Source organism: Ramlibacter alkalitolerans (assembly GCF_016722765.1).
Lineage (GTDB): Bacteria > Pseudomonadota > Gammaproteobacteria > Burkholderiales > Burkholderiaceae_C > Ramlibacter > Ramlibacter alkalitolerans.
In genome coordinates, this window is sequence record NZ_JAEQND010000011.1 from 131,237 (window position 1) to 149,368 (window position 18,132).

General features: G+C 68.7%; 19 protein-coding genes. 13 read left to right on the plus strand and 6 right to left on the minus strand.

Features of this window, described 5'->3' with window-relative positions; all coding sequences use genetic code 11:
* Positions 1-3: 3 nt before the first annotated feature.
* Positions 4-795: an ABC transporter permease gene (locus JI746_RS19750; RefSeq protein WP_201691987.1), complete on the plus strand. Its 792-nt coding sequence runs from the start codon at positions 4-6 to the stop codon at positions 793-795.
* On the opposite strand, the gene JI746_RS19755 is transcribed toward JI746_RS19750, so the two are convergent.
* Entirely contained in the window at positions 735-2,390 is a 1,656-nt protein-coding gene (locus JI746_RS19755; RefSeq protein ID WP_201691988.1) for a GMC family oxidoreductase, read from the minus strand. The genes JI746_RS19750 and JI746_RS19755 overlap by 61 nt on opposite strands.
* A gap of 71 nt (positions 2,391-2,461) precedes the next feature.
* Between JI746_RS19755 and JI746_RS19760 the strand changes: the two genes are divergently transcribed.
* The 3 genes from JI746_RS19760 (at position 2,462) to JI746_RS19770 (ending at position 4,815) form a co-directional block, all read left to right on the plus strand.
* Positions 2,462-3,271 carry a crotonase/enoyl-CoA hydratase family protein gene (locus JI746_RS19760; RefSeq protein ID WP_201691989.1) on the plus strand — a complete coding sequence of 270 codons (810 nt, stop codon included), beginning with the start codon at positions 2,462-2,464 and terminating at the stop codon, positions 3,269-3,271.
* Positions 3,272-3,362: 91 nt separating this feature from the next.
* A complete protein-coding gene (locus JI746_RS19765; RefSeq protein WP_201691990.1) occupies positions 3,363-3,782 on the plus strand; it encodes an organic hydroperoxide resistance protein in 420 nt (139 codons plus the stop codon).
* Between the two features lie 25 nt (positions 3,783-3,807).
* Complete coding sequence (locus JI746_RS19770; RefSeq protein ID WP_201691991.1) at positions 3,808-4,815, plus strand: serine/threonine protein kinase; 1,008 nt, start codon at positions 3,808-3,810, stop codon at positions 4,813-4,815.
* A gap of 131 nt (positions 4,816-4,946) precedes the next feature.
* Here the strand turns inward: JI746_RS19770 and JI746_RS19775 are convergent, their stop codons facing one another.
* Positions 4,947-5,822 carry a fumarylacetoacetate hydrolase family protein gene (locus tag JI746_RS19775; RefSeq protein ID WP_201691992.1) on the minus strand — a complete coding sequence of 292 codons (876 nt, stop codon included), beginning with the start codon at positions 5,820-5,822 and terminating at the stop codon, positions 4,947-4,949.
* Between the two features lie 74 nt (positions 5,823-5,896).
* Here JI746_RS19775 and JI746_RS19780 point away from each other — a divergent pair, with 74 nt between their 5' ends.
* Genes JI746_RS19780 through JI746_RS19790 form a run of 3 tightly spaced genes read left to right on the plus strand, consistent with a single transcriptional unit; the run spans position 5,897 to position 8,558 of the window.
* Positions 5,897-6,862 (plus strand): tripartite tricarboxylate transporter substrate binding protein, encoded by a 966-nt coding sequence (locus JI746_RS19780; protein ID WP_201691993.1) that lies wholly within the window; start codon positions 5,897-5,899, stop codon positions 6,860-6,862.
* Positions 6,863-6,882: 20 nt separating this feature from the next.
* The gene (locus JI746_RS19785) at positions 6,883-7,863 is read left to right on the plus strand and encodes a Bug family tripartite tricarboxylate transporter substrate binding protein (RefSeq protein ID WP_201691994.1); all 981 of its coding nucleotides are present in this window, start codon (positions 6,883-6,885) and stop codon (positions 7,861-7,863) included.
* Positions 7,863-8,558 carry a molybdate ABC transporter substrate-binding protein gene (locus JI746_RS19790; RefSeq protein WP_201691995.1) on the plus strand — a complete coding sequence of 232 codons (696 nt, stop codon included), beginning with the start codon at positions 7,863-7,865 and terminating at the stop codon, positions 8,556-8,558. The genes JI746_RS19785 and JI746_RS19790 overlap by 1 nt, the downstream gene beginning before the upstream one ends.
* A 110-nt stretch (positions 8,559-8,668) precedes the next feature.
* Here JI746_RS19790 and htpG read toward each other — a convergent pair whose 3' ends face one another.
* Positions 8,669-10,576, minus strand: coding sequence for a molecular chaperone HtpG (gene htpG, locus JI746_RS19795; protein WP_201691996.1), 1,908 nt, complete (start codon positions 10,574-10,576; stop codon positions 8,669-8,671).
* A gap of 169 nt (positions 10,577-10,745) precedes the next feature.
* Between htpG and JI746_RS19800 the strand changes: the two genes are divergently transcribed.
* A complete protein-coding gene (locus tag JI746_RS19800; protein WP_201691997.1) occupies positions 10,746-10,934 on the plus strand; it encodes a hypothetical protein in 189 nt (62 codons plus the stop codon).
* 21 nt (positions 10,935-10,955) lie between these two features.
* Here the strand turns inward: JI746_RS19800 and JI746_RS19805 are convergent, their stop codons facing one another.
* From JI746_RS19805 to JI746_RS19815, 3 genes are read right to left on the minus strand one after another with little or no spacing between them, the layout of a single operon-like run.
* Positions 10,956-11,708, minus strand: coding sequence for a hypothetical protein (locus JI746_RS19805; RefSeq protein ID WP_201691998.1), 753 nt, complete (start codon positions 11,706-11,708; stop codon positions 10,956-10,958).
* A 43-nt stretch (positions 11,709-11,751) separates the two neighbouring features.
* Complete coding sequence (locus tag JI746_RS19810; protein WP_201691999.1) at positions 11,752-12,570, minus strand: FTR1 family iron permease; 819 nt, start codon at positions 12,568-12,570, stop codon at positions 11,752-11,754.
* Between the two features lie 10 nt (positions 12,571-12,580).
* Entirely contained in the window at positions 12,581-12,910 is a 330-nt protein-coding gene (locus JI746_RS19815; protein WP_201692000.1) for a cupredoxin domain-containing protein, read from the minus strand.
* A gap of 402 nt (positions 12,911-13,312) precedes the next feature.
* On the opposite strand from JI746_RS19815, the gene JI746_RS19820 reads away from it, so the two are divergent.
* The 5 genes from JI746_RS19820 to JI746_RS19840 are packed head-to-tail and all read left to right on the plus strand — an operon-like array spanning position 13,313 to position 18,032.
* Positions 13,313-13,792, plus strand: a complete 480-nt coding sequence (locus JI746_RS19820; protein ID WP_201692001.1) for a spore coat protein U domain-containing protein — start codon at positions 13,313-13,315, stop codon at positions 13,790-13,792.
* A 59-nt stretch (positions 13,793-13,851) separates the two neighbouring features.
* Positions 13,852-14,355: a spore coat protein U domain-containing protein gene (locus tag JI746_RS19825; protein WP_201692002.1), complete on the plus strand. Its 504-nt coding sequence runs from the start codon at positions 13,852-13,854 to the stop codon at positions 14,353-14,355.
* 27 nt (positions 14,356-14,382) lie between these two features.
* On the plus strand, positions 14,383-15,132 hold the full coding sequence (locus tag JI746_RS19830) for a fimbrial biogenesis chaperone (RefSeq protein WP_201692003.1): 750 nt from the start codon (positions 14,383-14,385) through the stop codon (positions 15,130-15,132).
* Positions 15,107-17,560, plus strand: coding sequence for a fimbria/pilus outer membrane usher protein (locus JI746_RS19835; protein WP_201692004.1), 2,454 nt, complete (start codon positions 15,107-15,109; stop codon positions 17,558-17,560). Before JI746_RS19830 ends, JI746_RS19835 begins: the two co-directional genes overlap by 26 nt.
* Entirely contained in the window at positions 17,553-18,032 is a 480-nt protein-coding gene (locus tag JI746_RS19840) for a Csu type fimbrial protein (RefSeq protein ID WP_201692005.1), read from the plus strand. Before JI746_RS19835 ends, JI746_RS19840 begins: the two co-directional genes overlap by 8 nt.
* Positions 18,033-18,132: the final 100 nt, after the last annotated feature.

The window sequence follows — 18,132 nt, forward strand, 5'->3', positions numbered from 1 at the left end:
TGCATGAACCACTGGCGCGCCCCGGCGCTTTCGATGCGCTTCTGGCCCGTGTTCCGGCGCAACCTGCTGGTGTGGCGCAAGCTCGCCGTGCCCAGCCTGATCGGCAACATCGCCGAGCCCCTGATCTGGCTGGTGGCCTTCGGCTACGGCATGGGCGCGCTGGTGGGCAGCGTGCGCATGGCCGGCGCGGAAGTACCCTACATCCTGTTCCTGGCCAGCGGCTCGGTCTGCATGAGCGCGATGAACGCGGCCAGCTTCGAGGCGCTCTATTCCGCCTTCTCGCGCATGCACGTGCAGAAGACCTGGGACGGCATCATGAACGCGCCGGTCAGCCTGGACGACGTGGTGCTGGCCGAGATGCTGTGGGCGGCGTACAAGGCGATCTTCACCGCCACCGCCATCCTGCTCGTGATGCTGGCGCTGAACATCAGCCACAGCCCGAAGCTGCTGGTGGCCTGGCTCGTGCTGCTGGCCGTGGGGATCACCTTTTCCTGCATCGCGCTGATCTTCAACGCGCTGGCCAGCGGCTACGACTTCTTCACCTACTACTTCACCCTGTTCCTGACGCCGATGATGTTCCTGTCCGGGGTGTTCTTCCCGCGCGAGCAGCTGCCGCAGGTGGTGCGCGTCATCTCGGACTGGCTGCCGCTGACCAACGCGATCGAACTGGTGCGGCCGATGTTCATGGACCGCTGGCCCGAGGGCACGCTGCGGCACCTGCTGGTGCTGGCGGTCTACACGGTGATCGCGTTCTGGGCCGCGCTGGCGCTCACGCGGCGGCGGTTCGCGGCCTGACGCACCAGGTCGGCCGCCTTCTCGCCGATCATGATCACCGGCGCATTGGTGTTGCCGGCGACGATGCCGGGCATGATGGACGCGTCGGCCACGCGCAGCGCCTCGATGCCGTGCACCCGCAGTTCCGCATCGACGACGTCGAGCGGCCCGCCGCCCATGCGGCAGGTGCCCACCGGGTGGTAGATCGTGTCGGCGTGGCTGCGGATGAAGGCGGCGATGGCGGCGTCGTCGCGCGCCGCGGCGGAGGCGGCGAGCTCGCGGCCGCCATGCCCCGCCAGCGCCGGCTGCTGCAGGATGCGGCGCATGGCGCGGAAACCCAGCACCAGCCGGCGCAGGTCGTCGGGGTCCTGCAGGAAGTTCGGGTCGATGCGCGGGGCGGCGAAAGGGTCCGCGCTGGCCAGCGCCAGCGTACCGCGGCTCTTCGGCCGCAGCAGGCAGACGTGGCAGGAATAGCCGTGGCCGAAGACCGTCTTGCGGCCGTGGTCCACCAGCTTGCCGATCACGAAGTGCAGTTGCAGGTCGGGCAGCGGCTCCTCGGGCGTGCTGCGGATGAAGCCGCCCGCTTCGGCGAAGTTGGTGGTGAGCAGGCCCTTGCGCTCCCGGCGCCATTCGAGGATGCCCCTGAACGCATTCACCAGGCCGCGCGGCGACAGGCCGAACAGGTCGGTGAGGTGCGGGGCGTCGATCACCTGCACCACGTCCACGTGGTCGTGCAGGTTGCGGCCGACGCCCGGCAGGTCGTGCACGAGCGGGATGCCGTGCTGGCGCAGGTGCGCGGCCGGCCCGACGCCGGAGAGCATCAGCAGCTGCGGCGACTGCAGCGCTCCGGCGCTGAGGATCACCTCGCGGCGGGCGCGCAACGTCCTGTCCTGCCCGTCCTGGCGGTACGCCACGCCGGTGGCGCGCCGGCCTTCCAGCAGCACGCGCGTGGCCTGCGCCCCGGTGAGGACGTGCAGGTTGGGCCGCTGGCGGTTCGGCGCGAGATAGGCCTTGGCGGCGCTGAAGCGTTCGCCCGCCTTGTGCGTGACCTGGTACAGGCCCACGCCTTCCTGCGTGGCGCCGTTGAAGTCGCGGTTCTCGGGGTAGCCGGCCTGCCGCGCCGCCTCGACGAAGATGGAGCCGAAGCGATGCGGGCTGCGCAGGTCCATCACGTTGAGCGGCCCGCCGGTGCCGTGGAAGGCGTCGGCGCCGCGCTCGTTGTGCTCGGCGCGCCTGAAGTACGGCAGCACCTCGTCGAAGGACCAGCCGGCGTTGCGCTCGGCCGCCCAGGCGTCGTAATCGGCGCGGTGGCCGCGCGCGTAGATCATCGCGTTGATGGAGCTCGAGCCGCCCAGCACCTTGCCGCGCGGCACGTAGCCGCGGCGTCCGTCGAGCCCCGGCTGCGGCACGGTCCCGAACTTCCAGTTCGCCTGGCCGTTCTTCGCCAGCACCGCCAGGCCCGCCGGGCAGCGGATCAGCACGCTGGCGTCCGGCGGCCCCGCCTCGAGCAACGCCACCTGCACGCCCGGGTCTTCGCTCAGGCGCGCGGCCAGCACGCAGCCGGCGGAGCCGCCGCCGACGATCACGTAATCCACTGCGGCATCGCCGGGAACCATCGATTCGTCCTCCTGCGCCAGTCTACGGAAGCGCTCGCCCGGATGGCCGGGAGGCTGCTCTAATCGCGCGCATGGACCCGACCCCGCCGCCCGCCGAGGGCACCATCCGCACCGAGCGGCGCGACGCGCTGCTCCTCATGGGCATCGACCGCAGCGCCAAGCGCAATGGCTTCACGCCGCGGATGCTGCGCGAACTGGCGCAAGCGTACACCCTGCTGGAAGACGATCCGGCGCTGCGCGTGGGCGTGCTGCATGCGCACGGTGCGCATTTCACCGCGGGCCTGGACCTGCCCGCGATCGCGCCCTTCATGCAGCGCGGAGAGAAGCTGTGGCCCGAAGGCAGCGTCGAACCGCCGGACCTGGCCAGCCCCGGTTACCGTCGCCGCAGCAAGCCGCTGGTGGTGGCGGTGCAGGGCATCACGTTCACGCTGGGCATCGAGCTGATGCTGGCCGCCGACATCGTGGTGGCGGCGGACGATTGCCGGTTCTCGCAGCTGGAAGTCAAGCGCGGGATCATGGCCACCGGCGGCGCCACCTTGCGCATGGCGCAGCGCGCCGGCTTCGGCAACGCGATGCTGCACCTGCTGACCGGCGACGAGTTCGACGCGGCCGAGGCACTGCGGCTGAACTTCGTGCAGAAGGTGGTGCCTGCGGGCGAGCAACTGCACGAGGCGATCCGCATCGCCGAAGCAATCGCGGCGCAGGCCCCGCAGGCCGTGGTGGCCACGCGGCTGAATGCGCGCCAGGCGATCGAGCGCGGGCCGCTGGAGGCCCTGGCGGAATTCGTGGCCGTGCAGCAGCGCCTGTCGCGCACCGAGGATGCCGCCGAAGGCGTGCGCTCGTTCGTGGAGAAGCGGGCAGCGCGTTTCACCGGCCGCTGAGAGCACGGCCGGGCGCGAGGAACACCGGCCGCCGTGAGGGCATCGCTGCGCGCCCATAATCCAGCCCCCAAGTCATCTTCAAGGAACAAGCATGGCCACCGCGCTCGACAAAGTCCTCTACACCGCGAAGACCCACGTGACGGGCGGCCGCGACGGCAACGGCCGCTCCGACGACGGCAAGCTCGAGGTGCGCCTCTCGCCGCCGGCGCAAGGTGGCCCGGGGACCAATCCCGAGCAGCTGTTCGGCATCGGCTATGCGGCCTGCTTCATGGGTGCGATGAAGGCCGTGGCGCCCAAGGTCGGCGTGCAGGTGCCCAACGATGCAGCGATCGACAGTGAAGTCGACCTGGGGCCGACTTCGCTCGGCTTTGGCGTCTCCGTGCGCATGAACATCAAGCTGCCGGGCCTGGAGCGCGACCAGGCGCAGAAGCTGGTCGAGGAAGCGCACAAGGTCTGCCCTTACTCCAACGCGACGCGCAACAACATCGACGTCAAGCTCAACATCGTCTGAGGGTCCGAGGCGGCGACAATGCCGCATGAACGACGACACCCGGCATCCGTATGCGGCGCTCACTCCCGACGTGGTGCTCGACGCGCTGCTGCCGCTCGGGCTCTACGGCGACGGTCGCCTGCTGGGCCTGAGCTCCTACGAGAACCGGGTGTACCAGGTGCACCTGGAGGAGGCCTTCCACGGCTCGGACGTGGTGGTCCTGAAGTTCTATCGCCCGGGCCGCTGGAGCGACGAACAGATCCTCGAGGAGCATGCCTTCGCCGCCGAACTGCAGCGCGCCGAAGTGCCTGCCGTGGCGCCGCTCGCTCCCGGCGGCCAGACGCTGCACCATCACGCCGGCTTTGCCTTCAGCGTCTCGCCGCGGCGCGGCGGCCGCACCCCGGAGCTGGACGACCCGGAGGTGCTGGAGTGGATCGGGCGCTATCTCGCGCGCCTGCACACCGTCGGCGCGCAGCATGCGTTCCGCACGCGGCCCGCGCTCGACCTGCAATCCTTCGGGGAGGAGCCGCGCGACTGGCTGCTCACGCATGAAGCGATCCCGCTGGACGTGCAGGGCGACTGGTCGCGGCTGTGCGCGCAGGCGCTGGCGCGCATCCGCGTGGCACTGGAGCAGGCACAGGAGGCCGGCGTGCGCACCTTGCGCCTGCACGGCGACTGCCACCCCGGCAACATCCTGTGGACGCCGGGCGGCGGCCCGCACTTCGTGGACCTGGACGACGCACGCACCGGCCCCGCGGTACAGGACCTGTGGATGCTGTGTTCGGGTGAGCGCTCGCAGCGCCAGCGCCAGCTGGGTGGGCTGATCGACGGCTATGAGCAGCTGCGCGACTTCGATCGCGCGGAGCTCGCGCTGATCGAGCCGCTGCGCACGCTGCGGCTCGTTCACTACAGCGCGTGGCTGGCCCGGCGCTGGGACGATCCGGCGTTCCCGCACGCCTTCCCGTGGTTCGGGACCAGCGATTACTGGCGCGGGCAGGTGCAGATGCTGGAAGAGCAGCTGGAGGCGATGGAGGAGCCGGCGCTGGTGGTTTGAAGTAAGTCGCTAGCGGACGACTGGTAGGCTGGCGGTGAGCCGCGAAGCGCGAACCCCAGCGATGCGCTCAGCGCCGGGGTTCCGGCGCTGACGCGCGTCACCGCCAGCCTACGAGACCCGCGCCGCCACGCTCACCGCAGCGTGTTCTCCAGCACCCCGATCCCGTCGATCTCCAGCCGCACCACGTCCCCGGGCTTCAGGTACTTCGGCGGCTTGAAGCCGATGCCCACGCCCACCGGCGTGCCGGTGGCGATGATGTCGCCCGGGTACAGCGTGATGCCGCCCGCGAGCGTCTCGATCATCTTCGGGATGTCGAAGATGAAGTCCTTCGTGTTGGCGTCCTGGCGGATCTCGCCGTTGACCCACAGCTTCACGTTGGTGTTCTGGCCATCCATCTCGTCGGCCGTCACGATCCACGGACCCATCGGGCAGAAGGTGTCGAAGGACTTGCCCAGCAGCCATTGCTGGTGGCGGCTCTGCCAGTCGCGCGCCGTCACGTCGTTGATGATCGTGTAGCCCCACACGTGGCTCATCGCATCGGCGCGCGAGATGCCCTTGCCGCCCTTGCCGATGATCACGCCCAGCTCGCATTCGTAGTCGATCGCGGTCGACACTTCGCCGGGAAACAGGATGTCCGCCTTGTGCCCGATCACCGACTCGGGCACCTTGCTGAAATAGATCGGTTCCGCCGGGATGTCGCCGTGCGACTTGGCGCTCGAGTCGAAGCCGCTGCCGGCGAATTCCTTCGCGTGCGCGTGATAGTTCTTGCCGACGCAGAAGATGTTGCGGCGCGGTCGCGGGATCGGCGCGAGCAGTTCGACCTGGTCGAGTGCGATCGCCGCGCCGGTGGGCGGAAGCGCACGGCCGGCCGCCTGCGCTTCGACGATGGGCAGCGCGCCGCGCGCGGCTTCCTCGGCGGGAAGCTGGAAGGGTTCGACCTGCTTGCCATCGGCTGACAAGCGGCCAACGCCGGGCTGGCCCTGGTGACGATAAGCTGCGATTTTCATGGGGAAAACTCTCTTTCGCGCCACAATTGGCGCTCTATAGCATGCTAACAAAACACCTCTCAGGAGTTCCCCCGATGTTGCGTCGTTTTCTGTGTGCTGCGGCTCTTCTTGCCGCAGCCGGGCTGGCTTTTGCGCAGGGAGCGTTTCCCACCAAGCCCATCACCATGATCGTTCCCTTCCCGCCGGGCGGGCTCGCGGATACGGTCGGGCGCCCCGTGGCGGAAGCGATGAGCAGGGATCTCGGCCAACCCGTCGTGATCGAGAACCGCGGCGGCGCCGGCGGTGGCATCGGCATGGCCCAGGTGGCGAAGGCGCCGGCGGACGGCTACACCATCCTGATGGCGCTTTCCTCGTACAGCGTGCTGCCCGAGGCCGACAAGATCCTCGGCCGCCAGCAGATGTACGCGTACAACGCGCTGCGTCCGATAGCGCGCATCACCGCGGATCCCGTGGTGCTGGCCGTGCGCGCCGATGCGCCGTGGAAGAGCGTGAAGGACTTCGTCGACGACGCCCGCAGGCGCCCCGGCGCGATCAACTTCGGTTCCTCCGGCAACTACGGCACGATGCATGTGCCGATGGAGATCCTCAAGCAGGTCACCAACACGCACATCACGCACATCCCGTACACCGGTGCGGGCCCGGCGGTGGTGGCGCTGCTCAGCGGCCAGGTCGATGCGCTGGCCACCGGCCCGGCGACGGTGCTGCAGCACGTGAAGTCCGGCAAGGTCCGCGTGCTGGGCCACTGGGGCAACGGCAAGCTGCAGACGCTGCCCGAGGTGCCTTCGCTGAAGGAGGCGGGCTTCAACGCCGAGTATGCGCAATGGTCCGGGATCTTCGTGCCCGCCAGCACGCCGGAGCCCGTGGTGCAGCGCCTGCGCGCCGCCGCGCGCTTCGCCGCCAACGACGCCAAGGTCAAGAGCGTGATCCTGAACGCCGGCAGCCCCGTGCTGTACCAGGATGCGCCGGAGTTCGAGAAGTACGTGCAGGGCGACGTGCGCCGCATGGGCGAGGTCGTCAAGAAGATCGGCAAGGTCGAATAACCAACCCACCGGAGGCCGCGATGAAGCGTCACCTGTTCGTCCGTTCGCTCGTGACCGCGGCCTGCGCGGCCGGCCTGTTGCACGCGCTGCCCGCCGCGGCGCAGAACTATCCCACCCACCCCGTGAAGATCATCGTGCCGTTCGCCGTCGGCGGTCCGGCCGACGTGTTCGCGCGCGCGATCGCGCAGCGCCTGCCCGACGTCCTCGGCGGCACCTTCGTGGTGGAGAACAAGCCGGGCGCCGGCGCCGTGATCGGCACCGACCAGGTCGCGAAGTCGCCGCCGGACGGCTACACGCTGCTGCTGATGTCCAACACCCACACGGTGAACGAGACGCTGGTGCCCAACAAGCCGTACGAACTGCTGCGCGATTTCGTTCCGGTGGCGCCGATCAACTCTTCCGACCTCGTGCTGGTGGCACACCCTTCGGTGCCGGCCAACAACATCCGTGAACTGATCAAGGCGGCCAAGGAAAAGCCGGGGAAGCTGACGTATGCCTCTTCCGGCACCGGCACGCCGTACCACATGGCCGGCGAGCTGTTCAAGAGCATGTCGGGCACCAGCATCCTGCACATCCCGTACAAGGGCAGTTCGGGGGCGCGCACGGATGTCCTGGGCGGCCAGGTCAACCTGATGTTCGATGCCGTCACCACCATGACGGAGCAGATCAAGGCCGGCAAGGTGAAGGCCATCGCGACCACTGGCAAGACGCGTTCCGCGGTGCTGCCCGAGGTGCCGACGGTGAATGAATCGGGGGTGCCGAACTACGAGGCGACGATCTGGCTCGGGCTGATGGCGCCCAAGGGCACGCCGCCGGAGATCGTGAACCGCCTCAATGCCGCCGTGAGCAAGATCGTCGGCGAGCGCGAGCTGCAGCAGGCCTGGGAGAAGCAGGGCGCGGTTCCCATGGTCATGAGCCCGCAGGCCTTCGACAAGTACGTGCAGCAGGACATCCAGAAGTGGGCCAAGGTGATCCACTCCGCGCACATCAAGGCGGATTGATGGCGCGTTCACTGCACATCCTGAGTGGGGGCGCGGCGCAGGGGCTGGTCTCGCGGCTGCAGGTCGCGTTCGAGGCGAAGCACGGCTGCGCGCTCGCCGGCACGTTCGGCGCGGTCGGCGCGATGAAGGACAAGCTGCTCGCCGGCGCCGCCTGCGACGTGCTGATCCTGAGCCAGAAACTCATCGACGATCTCGCCGCGCAAGGCAAGGCCGATGCGTCCTCGGCGCGGCCCGTCGGCCAGGTGAAGACCGGCGTGGCGCTGAAGGTCGGCCGCGAGCCCGTCGCGATCCGCTCGGAGCAGGACCTGAAGGCCTTGCTCTCGGCGGCGGGCGCGATCTACTTCCCCGATCCTGCCAAGGCCACGGCGGGCATCCACTTCATGAAGGTGCTGCAGGCGCTCGGCCTGGCGGACGACGCGCGCAAGCTGCGGACCTTCCCCAACGGCGCGACGGCGATGGCCGAACTGGCCAAGGCGCCGGAGATGGACGCGGTGGGCTGCACGCAGGTGACGGAAATCCTGATCACGAACGGCGTGCACCTCACGGGCCTGCTGCCGGCCCCGCATGAACTGACGACGACGTACACGGCGGCGGTGGCCAGCGGTGCGCAGGAGCCGGAGCTGGCGCGCGCGCTGATCGAGGCGCTGACGGCCGCGGATGCGGCGCCGGTGCGCAGGGAGTGCGGGTTCGAGTAGGCGCCGCCCCCCGTCATTCCCGCGGAGGCGGGAATCCAGGGCTCCCAAGGAGAAAAGCGGCCGCTGGCCGCTTTTCCTTCTCTGGGTCCCCGCCTGCGCGGGGATGACGGTCAGGAGAGCAAGGCGTTCACCCGCTTCACATACGCCGCCGGATCCTCCGGCAATCCCCCCTCCGCCAGCAGCGCCTGGTCGAACAGGATGTGGGCCAGGTCGTTGAAGTTCGGCGAGCCTTCGAGCTTGCGGACCAGCGGGTGCGCGGCATTGACCTCCAGCACCGGCTTGGTCTCCGGCGCCTTCTGCCCCGCCTGCTTCAGCAGGCGCGCGAGCTGCAGGCTCATGCCGCCCTCGTTCACCACCAGGCAGGCCGGTGAATCGACCAGCCGCGTGGTGACGCGCACGTCCTGCGCCTTGTCCTTGAGCGCCTCCTTCAGCTTCGCGAGCACCGGCTTGAAGGATTCGGCGGCCTCCTCGGCGGCCTTCTTCTCGGCTTCGTCCTGCAGCTTGCCCAGGTCGACCTGGCCCTTGGCCACCGACTGCAGCGGCGTGCCGTCGAACTCGGTGAGGTACGACATGGCCCATTCGTCGACGCGGTCCGTCATGTACAGCACCTCGATCCCCTTCTTGCGGAAGATCTCGAGCTGCGGGCTGCTCGCCGCGGCGGCCTGCGTATCGGCGGCGATGTAGTAGATCGCCTCCTGGCCTTCCTTCATGCGGGCCTTGTAGTCGGCCAGCGAGACGCTCACGCCGTCGCTCTGCGTGGAGGCAAAGCGCAGCAGCTTCGCGAGCCGGTCGCGGTTGGCGAAGTCCTCGCCCAGGCCTTCCTTGAGCACGGCACCGAACTCGCTCCAGAACTTCGCGTACCGGCCCTTGTCCTCGTCGCTGGCCGCTTCGTCCTTCTCCGTCTTCGCCAGGTCCTCGAGCATCTGCAGCACGCGGCGCGTGTTGCCCTCGCGGATCGCCTTGACGTCCCGGCTTTCCTGCAGCAGCTCGCGGCTCACGTTCAGCGGCAGGTCGGCGGAATCGACCACGCCCTTCACGAAGCGCAGATAGGCCGGCAGCAGCGCCTCGGCTTCGTCCATGATGAAGACGCGCTTCACGTAGAGCTTCACGCCGGCGGCCTTCTCGCGGTTCCAGAGGTCGAACGGCGCCCGCGACGGCACGAACAGCAGCTGCGTGTATTCCGTGCTGCCTTCCACCCGGTTGTGGCTCCAGGCCAGGGGGTCCTCGTAGTCGTGGCTGATCGCCTTGTAGAACTCGCGGTACTGCTCCGGGGTGATGTCCTTCTTGTTGCGGCTCCACAGGGCCGTGGCCTGGTTGACGGTCTCCCATTCGTCGCTGAGCACGTGCTCGCCAGCCTTGCCCTCTTCCTCGCCCTCCTTCCACTCCTCCTTGCGCATGAGGATCGGCAGCGAGATGTGGTCCGAGTACTTGCCGATGATGGACTTCAGGCGCCAGGTGGAGAGGTAGTCGAGCGCGTCGTCGCGCAGGTGCAGCGTGACGCTGGTGCCGCGCTGCGGCCGGGTGATCGTCTCGACCTCGAAGTCGCCGGCGCCGGCGCTCACCCAGCGCACGCCCTCCTCCGGCGGCAGGCCGGCCCGACGCGATTCCACGGTGATGCGGTCGGCGACGATGAAGCCGGAATAGAAGCCGACGCCGAACTGGCCGATCAGCTGCGTGTCGGCCTTCTGGTCGCCCGACAGGCGGCTGACGAATTCGCGCGTGCCGCTCTTGGCGATCGTGCCGAGGTTGTCGATCGCCTCCTGCTGCGACATGCCGATGCCGTTGTCGGCGATCGTCAGCGTGCGGGCCTCCTTGTCGAAGCTCACGCGCACTTCGAGCGTGGGTGCGTCCTCGTAGAGTTCAGGGTGGTTCAGCGCCTCGAAGCGCAGCTTGTCGCAGGCATCCGAGGCGTTGGAGACCAGTTCCCGCAGGAAGATCTCCTTGTTGGAGTACAGCGAGTGGGTGACGAGGTGCAGCAGCTGGGCGACTTCGGCCTGGAAGGAGTGTTTCTGGGTCATGACGTGTTGTTCTGAGGTGACGAACGGCGCCGGGCAAATGAGGGCCGGTCGTGAACTTTTCAAGCCGGCTGGCCTCCGCGTCGAGGGAATGTGAACTTTTTGACGCTTCCTGCCGAGTATCGGCGACACGCGGCTTTTCGGTGGCGCAACGGCTGGTTACAGTGCAGACATGCGGATCGAGCTTCCCCTTCCCTCCTGGGCCGACACCCTGCCGCGCGCCGACGACGACGCGCATACGCTGACCGTCGCGCCGGCTCCCGTGGAATGGGCACCCTGGCAGTGGGGCAGCGAGCCCGCGCCCACCTTCCGCCTGCAGGTGGAAGCATCGCCCGCGGTGACGATCACGCTCAGTTTCTGAGGGCGCGCCGCCCTCTTCCGCTCAGAATTCGTATTCGGCCTGCAGCCGCAGCTGGTTGCGCGGCGAGCCGTCGGTGAGCCCGAACAGGACGCCGGCATTCCACTTGAGCGTTTGCGCCCGGCCGACCTTGAATCGGCCGAACACGGCGGGTCCCCAGCGGTGCGACTGGTCCGAAGTCGACAGCCAGTGGTCCCAGGGGCCGAATTCGCCGAAGCCGTGGGCGCCGAATTCGAATTCCGGCCGCCAGCGATAGCGCAACTGCCACTGGTAGCCCAGCTCCGCCCGCTCGGCGTTGTCGGCGCGATAGTGCTTCTCGATCAGCAGGTTCAGGTTGGCCGTGACGCTGGTGCCGAGGTCGGCCTGCAACAGCGGCCCCCATTTCACTTCGTAGCCTTCGCTGCGGTCCCGAGGCCGCTCGATTTCCAGCAGGAATCCCACGTCGACTGGATAGCGGCCCGTCTCGGTGAGCTGGAAGCGGTTCTCCCATTCCCAGGCGTCGAAGTCGTGCCGCTCGCCGGGCTCCTTGTGCCACTTGGCCGACAGCTCGGTGAACCACCAGCGGTTCACGCCCAGGCCGAAGCCCAGGATGGTTGCGCTCTCGCGGCTGCCGTCGCGCAGCTTGCGCGTGCCGGTCTTGAACTCGATTTCCTTCTCGCCTTCTTCCACGGTGGCGGGGAAGACGTATTCGGCCGCCCCCGCGAGGGCCGGCGCCGCAGGCGCGAGGCAAAGGCAGGCGAGCGCACCCAGCGCTGCTGCATGCACAGCGTTCTTCATGTTTTTTCCTGGAGTTGTGGTTGGGGGGAAAGGGCGCAGGCCGCTAGGGCGCGTGGGCCGTGCGGCGCAGCAGGCGGGTGCCGGCGTAGATCAACGCCAGCACGCCGACATAGGAGGCGAGCTGGGCGGCGGAAGGCCGTGCGTCGTATCCCATGAGCGCATGCAGGAAGGTGCCGAGCGCGGAGTCCGGCGCCAGGGCGGCCGAGGTGTCCCAGAGCGGCGTCGTGCCGCGCTCGAGCAGGCCGGCCTGCGCCAGCGCCTTCACCAGCTGGCTGGCGATCGATCCGGCCAGGATCGCGATCAGCGCGTTGGTCGTTGCGAACACGTGCTTCGTGGGCAGGCGCGACAGGCCCCCGTAGATCACGACGCCGGCGCCGACACCGGAGACGACGCCCAGCAGGCACGACACGACGACTTCGCCGGGGCGCACGTTGGACGCACCGGTGAGCGCGCCGCCGACGAACAGCACCGTCTCGGCCCCTTCACGCAGCACCGCGAGCGCCACGGCCACCAGCAGCGCCCAGGGCGCGCGGCTTCCCTGCTGCACGGAGCTTCCGAGCTGGCGGGCTTGCAGCGCCATCTCGCGCGAATGGGTGCTGACCCAGATGCAGTGCCACAGCAACATGACCAACGCCACCGACAGCACGGCGATGTTGACCAGGTCCTGCCCGGTGCCTTCGAACTGCTCGCTGATCTGCTGCGCCGAAAGCGCCAGCAGGATGGCGCCGAACACCCCGATGCCGACGCCGCCGGCCAGCCAGCGGCCGCGGCCCGCCAGCTGGCGCGTGGCGGCGGCGACGATGCCCACGAACAGCGCCGCCTCGAGCGACTCGCGAAAGACGATCAAGGCGGCGGCGAACATCCTGCCCGCCCTATTCGGCGACGACGGCGCCCTGTGCCGTCTTCTCGTTGAATTCGCCGAAGAAGGTGTAGCGCCCCGGCTTCAGCGGGCCGATGAAGATCGTGGCCTTCGCGCCGCCCGGGATCACCTTTTCGCGATTGAGGCTGTGGCTCTCGAATTCTTCCGGGGTGCTGTCCTGGTTGTGCACGACCAGTTTCACGCGCTGGCCGGCGGGTACCTTGAGTTCGGTCGGCTCGAAGCGGTGGTTCTTGATCGCCAGCGCGAACTCGGGTTCGGCGGCGGCGGCCAACGCGCACGCAGAGAAAAGCGCAAGGCAGGCAAGCAGGCGAGAAGTGCGCATGGCGATTTCTTCTTGAGGTTGCGGCCATAGTAATGCAAATCACTCGCATTTGTACAGGGCCACCCAGGCGGCGAAGGCCTGCAACCCGGAAACGCCATGGCTGCAACGACTGAAACATGTGAATGCGCCATTAGGGATTGCCCGTAAGCCCCAAAATGCTGCGTGCCTGCAGCCCGCCCGTCGAATCCTTCACACCGTTCGGCGATCAGCGCGGGCTTATCAGCTCCTTAAAGCGCGGATACGCGTGCCAAATTTGACCTTTGGCAAGGAATCTCGGTCCGAAATAGGACAGGCGTCAGCTCCACCAATTGCAATCGCTTACCGCCTGCCCTACAGTTGCCTTGTCATCCGGCTTAGGGGAGTCCCCTAGGTCCCATAAGGACGTATCGTTAAGGAGCTCGCATGTTTCAACCGAAGTGGATTCTCGGCGCGCTGGTCTGCGCCGCTGCCTTCGCCGGCACGACCGCGTTCGCGGACCAGGGCACTCTGACCGTCAAGGCGACGATCACCGCCTCGTGCAAGATCGCCAACATCCCCGAGATGGCGTTCGACCTGGACCCCACCAGCACGCAGCCCGGCGCGGCCCAGTCCGGCGTCACGTACCGCTGCACCAACGGCATCAGCGCGCCGACCGTCACGGTCGGCGGCGTGGCCGTGGGCACCACCACCTTCAACTCGGGTGCGGCCAATGCCCTGACGGGCCCCGGCGGCGCCAAGATCCCGTTCTCGATCTCCTGGACCAATCCGACCACCGCTGGCAAGGGCCTCAACGCCGCCACCGCCGAGCTGGTCACGCTCAACGGCTCGATCCTGAACGCCGACTACGTGAACGCCGTCGTCGGCAGCTACACCGGCAGCGTGCAGGTCAGCGTCCAGCCCTGAGGCCTCGCGGGCGGCAGCGCTTGCCAGCCCGCACCTCCCTGCTTTGAAATCCGGGCAACGTGAGCTCCATCGGTGACCCCCGCAAGGCCATGCGCATCCGCGTGGTCCTTGCCGGTTTCCTCTGCTGCTTCGGCACGGCAAGCCAGGCCGACACCGGCACGCTTGCCGTGCGCGCGACCGTGTTGTCGCGCAGCCTGTGTTTCATCTCCGGCGGGCGGACCATGACGATGGACTTCGGCGCGATCGACCCGGCGTCGACCGCGACCAAGACGCAGAGCGTCACGACCAGCATCTTCTGCATCGGCAACCGGACGTCGACCTTCGCCATCAGCACCGACAGCGGCCTGCACGAGTTCGGGGCCGGCAACCCCCGGATGCAGAACACGACCGCGGCGACCGCATTCCTGCCGTATTCCCTGTCGATCTCGCCGGCATCGGGGACGATCGCGACCAGCCTTGGGACCACGCCGGTCACGATCACCGGCACCATCACGCCCGCACAGTTCCAGAACGCGCGCTTCGGGGCCTACTCGGACACCGTCGCGATCACCCTCAACCCCTGACGCGCGGTGGCTCGCGCCCTGCCTGCCATGATCCAACCTGCGTCCACCCTGCGCCGCTTCCGGTTTGCCTTCGTGGCCGCGGCGCTGCTGGCGCTCCCCGCGGCCTGGGCTGCCGAATTCTCCGTCACCCCGATCCGGGTCGATCTCAAACCCGGTGTGCTGACGGAAACGATCACCGTCACCAACAACGCGAACAGCAAGCTGCGGGTCTCGATCAAGCTGCAGGAATGGACGCAGGACGCCAACGGCGTCGACGTCTACACCGACAGCAATGACCTGGTGTACTTCCCGCGCCAGTTGGAGCTGGAGCCCCAGGCCAAGCGGCTGGTGCGCGTCGGCTTGAAGACGCCGGCTGGCGTGGTGGAACGGGCGTACCGCCTCTACATCGAGGAGGACCGGGAGCCCTCGGCCGGCGTCGAGCGTCCGCAAGTCTCGTTCTACCTGCGCTTCGGCGTGGCGGTGTTCCTGGCGCCCGCGGTTCCGAAGCCGCAGCCGGAAGTCGGCCAGCCGAAGCTCGCCGGCGGCAAGCTCAGCGTGGCAGTGAAGAACGCGGGCAACGAGCATTTCCGGCTCTCGCGCGTCGCGCTGTCGGACGGCGCCAGTTTCAACACCGAGATCCCCGGCTGGTATTCCCTGGCCGGCAGCACCCGCACCTACACGCTGGAGGTGCCCAGCGAAGTCTGCCGGCGTGCCCGCAGCCTGAACCTGACGCTCGAAGGCGAAGAGGGGCTGCGGATCGACCGCAAGCTCGATGTCGATCCTGCGAACTGCGCCTGAACCAGCGGCCCTGCTTCGCTTCCTGCCGGATCCGCCGGTCCGGTTCCCCCGTTCCGGCGCATGGCCGCGGGCGCTCGGATGCGCCGCGCTTTCCGCCACCCTGGCGCTCGCTCCCGCACCCGGCCTCGCCCAGCCCACCCGGCCCGCGGCCGCGGCCGAAGCTGAGGAAGCGCTGATCCTCACCGTGCGTGCCAACGGTGTCGAGCGGGGCCTGTTCACCCTGCTGCGCCAGCCCGATGGCGATTTCTGGGTCGCGGAGGCGGACTTCCCGCGCCTGAACGTGCAGCCCCTCCCGCAGGCAAGGCGGCAGGCGGGCGGCGCGGCCTATTATTCGGTCCGCGCGCTGAGCGGCACCGCCCTGCAACTCAACGAAGCCGAATTGAGCCTGGCGGTCAACTTCCCCGCCCAGGAACTGGTGGGCAGCCAGATCGACCTGTCCAACCGCCCGCCGGCCGTCGCCCCGGAGCCGCCCGGGCGCAGCCTGATCCTCAGCTACCGCCTGGCCACGCGCAGCCAGGGCGGCGTGCTGCCGCGCCAGTTCGTCGCCAACACGCAGCTCGATCTGCGCTTCGGCGGCCTGCTGCTGCGGCAGGAGACGCAACTGGACACCGCATCGCCCGGCCGCCACCTGGCACGGGGGCGCAGCCAGGCGCTCTACGACGACATCGCGCGGGCGCGCCGCTATCTCGCCGGTGACACGATCTCCAACGCCGGTGCCTACGGCAGCACGATCACCGGCGCCGGGCTGCAGCTGCTGAAGCTGTACGACCTGACGCCGGACCTGATCACGCAACCCACGGCCAGCTTCCGCGCCAGCAGCGCTCTGCCGGCCGAAGTGGAGGTCGCGGTCGATGGCGCCGTCCTCAGCCGCACTTCCGTCGGCCCCGGCCCCATCAACATCAACAACCTCCTGCTCAATGGCGGGACGCGCAACGTGCGGATCACGGTGGTGGACGCCAGCGGCCGGCGCGAAGTGATCGAGCAGCCTTTCCTCTTCACGGAATCCGTGCTGGCCGCCGGCCTGCACGAATACGGCTATTTCCTGGGCAAGCGCTCCGAACTCGCACCCGACGGGCACTGGCGCTACCTGGAACCAGCCTGGCAGGGCTTCCATCGTTACGGCGTCAACGACAACCTGACGGTGTCCGGCGGCGGCGAGGGGAACGCCGACTTCACCAACGCCGGTGCGGGCCTCACCTTGCGCAGCGACCGACTGGGCCTGTTCTCCGCCGACCTCCTGGGCAGCCACGATCGCCGCGGCGGGTCCACGGCCCGGGGCTGGGCCGCACGCTATACCTATTTCTCGCCCGCCTGGGCGATGCTGCTGGGGCGCCGCCAGTTCGAGCAAGGCTTTCGCACCTTCACCACCAGCGCGGAACTGCCCTTCCCGCGGCGCGAGACCACCATCGGCCTGAGCACCCGCATCTACGGGGCCACCGTGTCGGCCGACTTCGTGCGCACGGAAGACGAGCGCGACGTGCGGGACACGCGCATCGCCCGCATCTCGCACCAGCTCACCCCCCGCACCCTGCTGGGAGCGGAATACCAGACGACGCGGATCAATGGCCAGGACGGCTGGTCCGCCAGCATCTTCCTGCGCACCCAGCTCGATGGGCCGTACTGGGTCTCGGCCACCGCGCGCGCGGCCTCCGGCAACCACGGCCTCGACCTCGAGACCGGCAAGACGCTCGAGCCGGGCGAGGGCTTCGGCTACCGCGTGGGCACCACCACGGTGGTGGCCCCCGGCTCGGCCAGCACGCTGGCCCTGGCCTCGGCCAACTGGAACCTGCGCTCCACCTCCTTCGAGGCCAGCACCAGCGCGCCGCTGCACGGCGACGGCACTTCGTTCACGGAGGTCGCCATGGCCGGCGCCGTCGTCGGCGTCGATGGCGCCTTCGGGTTCACGCGGCAGGTGTCCGACAGCTTCGTGCTCGCGCGGGTGGGTGTCCCCCTGCCCGGCATTGACGTCTTCCTGAACAGCCAGCTGCAGGGCAAGACCGACGCCGACGGCAAGCTGTTCCTGCCGGACGTGGGTTCCTTCGGGCGGCAGGACGTGTCGCTGAACGACAGGCAGGTGCCGCTGCAATACAACCTGCAGCGCCGCCAGCGGACGGTGCTGCCCGTGTTCCGCAGCGGCACGGCGGTGGACTTCGGCGGAGCGCGCGTGCGCGCCGTCGCCGGCACCGCCTGGCAGCTGACGGGCGGTCAGCGCGTGGCCATTGGCGGCCGCTCGTGGTCCCTGCGCGGTCCCGCCGGCACGCTGCAGATCGAGACCGGGCGGGCCGGCGACTTCTACCTGGAAAACGTCGAGCCGGGTCACTATGCTGGGGCCCTCGACGTCGGCGACCGCGCGCTGGCGTGCCGCGTCGACATTCCCGATTTTCCGGAGGCGGTGCGGGAACTCGAAGAGGGGATCCGGTGTGAATAAGGTGCTGCTCGGGCTGGCGATCGCGACGGCCGCCTGCACGGCGGGTGCCGAGACGACCTGCCGCATGATCTCCACGCCGGGCATCGATTTCGGCAGCTACGACACGCTGTCGGCGGTGCCCACCGACAGCCTGACGGCGATCCGCGTCACCTGCGAGCGCGATGGCGGGCCGCAGAACGTGGCGCTCACGATGGCGCTCGGGCCCGGCGTGAACGGCACATCGGTCCAGTCGCGGCGCATGCGCCAGCTGGGAGGCCGGCTCGACTTCCTGGATTACGGCCTGTACCGCGAGGTCACGCGCTCCAGCGCGTGGGGCCAGACGAACAGCGTGGACACCGTGACACAGACGCTGTCGATTCCCAACAGGGCGACCCAGTCCACGATCTTCACCATCTACGGCCGCATCCGGCCCCTGCAGGACGTCAGCGCCGGCACCTACGGCGACAGCGTCTCGATCACGCTGACGCCCTGAGCCCGCGAACCTGTCGGCCTGGCGCGTCTGGTCGCCACTTGACCGGAGTCAACACGGCGTCCCGCCAAGCTCGCAAAGTAGCAGGAACCAAACTGGTTCC

Bases quoted from the DNA above. Each gene is read 5' to 3' on its own strand.
- JI746_RS19750 (WP_201691987.1), top strand. From the start codon at position 4: ATGAACCACTGGCGCGCCCCGGCGCTTTCGATGCGCTTCTGGCCCGTG.
- JI746_RS19755 (WP_201691988.1), bottom strand. From the start codon at position 2,390: ATGGTTCCCGGCGATGCCGCAGTGGATTACGTGATCGTCGGCGGCGGC.
- JI746_RS19760 (WP_201691989.1), top strand. From the start codon at position 2,462: ATGGACCCGACCCCGCCGCCCGCCGAGGGCACCATCCGCACCGAGCGG.
- JI746_RS19765 (WP_201691990.1), top strand. From the start codon at position 3,363: ATGGCCACCGCGCTCGACAAAGTCCTCTACACCGCGAAGACCCACGTG.
- JI746_RS19770 (WP_201691991.1), top strand. From the start codon at position 3,808: ATGAACGACGACACCCGGCATCCGTATGCGGCGCTCACTCCCGACGTG.
- JI746_RS19775 (WP_201691992.1), bottom strand. From the start codon at position 5,822: ATGAAAATCGCAGCTTATCGTCACCAGGGCCAGCCCGGCGTTGGCCGC.
- JI746_RS19780 (WP_201691993.1), top strand. From the start codon at position 5,897: ATGTTGCGTCGTTTTCTGTGTGCTGCGGCTCTTCTTGCCGCAGCCGGG.
- JI746_RS19785 (WP_201691994.1), top strand. From the start codon at position 6,883: ATGAAGCGTCACCTGTTCGTCCGTTCGCTCGTGACCGCGGCCTGCGCG.
- JI746_RS19790 (WP_201691995.1), top strand. From the start codon at position 7,863: ATGGCGCGTTCACTGCACATCCTGAGTGGGGGCGCGGCGCAGGGGCTG.
- htpG (WP_201691996.1), bottom strand. From the start codon at position 10,576: ATGACCCAGAAACACTCCTTCCAGGCCGAAGTCGCCCAGCTGCTGCAC.
- JI746_RS19800 (WP_201691997.1), top strand. From the start codon at position 10,746: ATGCGGATCGAGCTTCCCCTTCCCTCCTGGGCCGACACCCTGCCGCGC.
- JI746_RS19805 (WP_201691998.1), bottom strand. From the start codon at position 11,708: ATGAAGAACGCTGTGCATGCAGCAGCGCTGGGTGCGCTCGCCTGCCTT.
- JI746_RS19810 (WP_201691999.1), bottom strand. From the start codon at position 12,570: ATGTTCGCCGCCGCCTTGATCGTCTTTCGCGAGTCGCTCGAGGCGGCG.
- JI746_RS19815 (WP_201692000.1), bottom strand. From the start codon at position 12,910: ATGCGCACTTCTCGCCTGCTTGCCTGCCTTGCGCTTTTCTCTGCGTGC.
- JI746_RS19820 (WP_201692001.1), top strand. From the start codon at position 13,313: ATGTTTCAACCGAAGTGGATTCTCGGCGCGCTGGTCTGCGCCGCTGCC.
- JI746_RS19830 (WP_201692003.1), top strand. From the start codon at position 14,383: ATGATCCAACCTGCGTCCACCCTGCGCCGCTTCCGGTTTGCCTTCGTG.
- JI746_RS19835 (WP_201692004.1), top strand. From the start codon at position 15,107: ATGTCGATCCTGCGAACTGCGCCTGAACCAGCGGCCCTGCTTCGCTTC.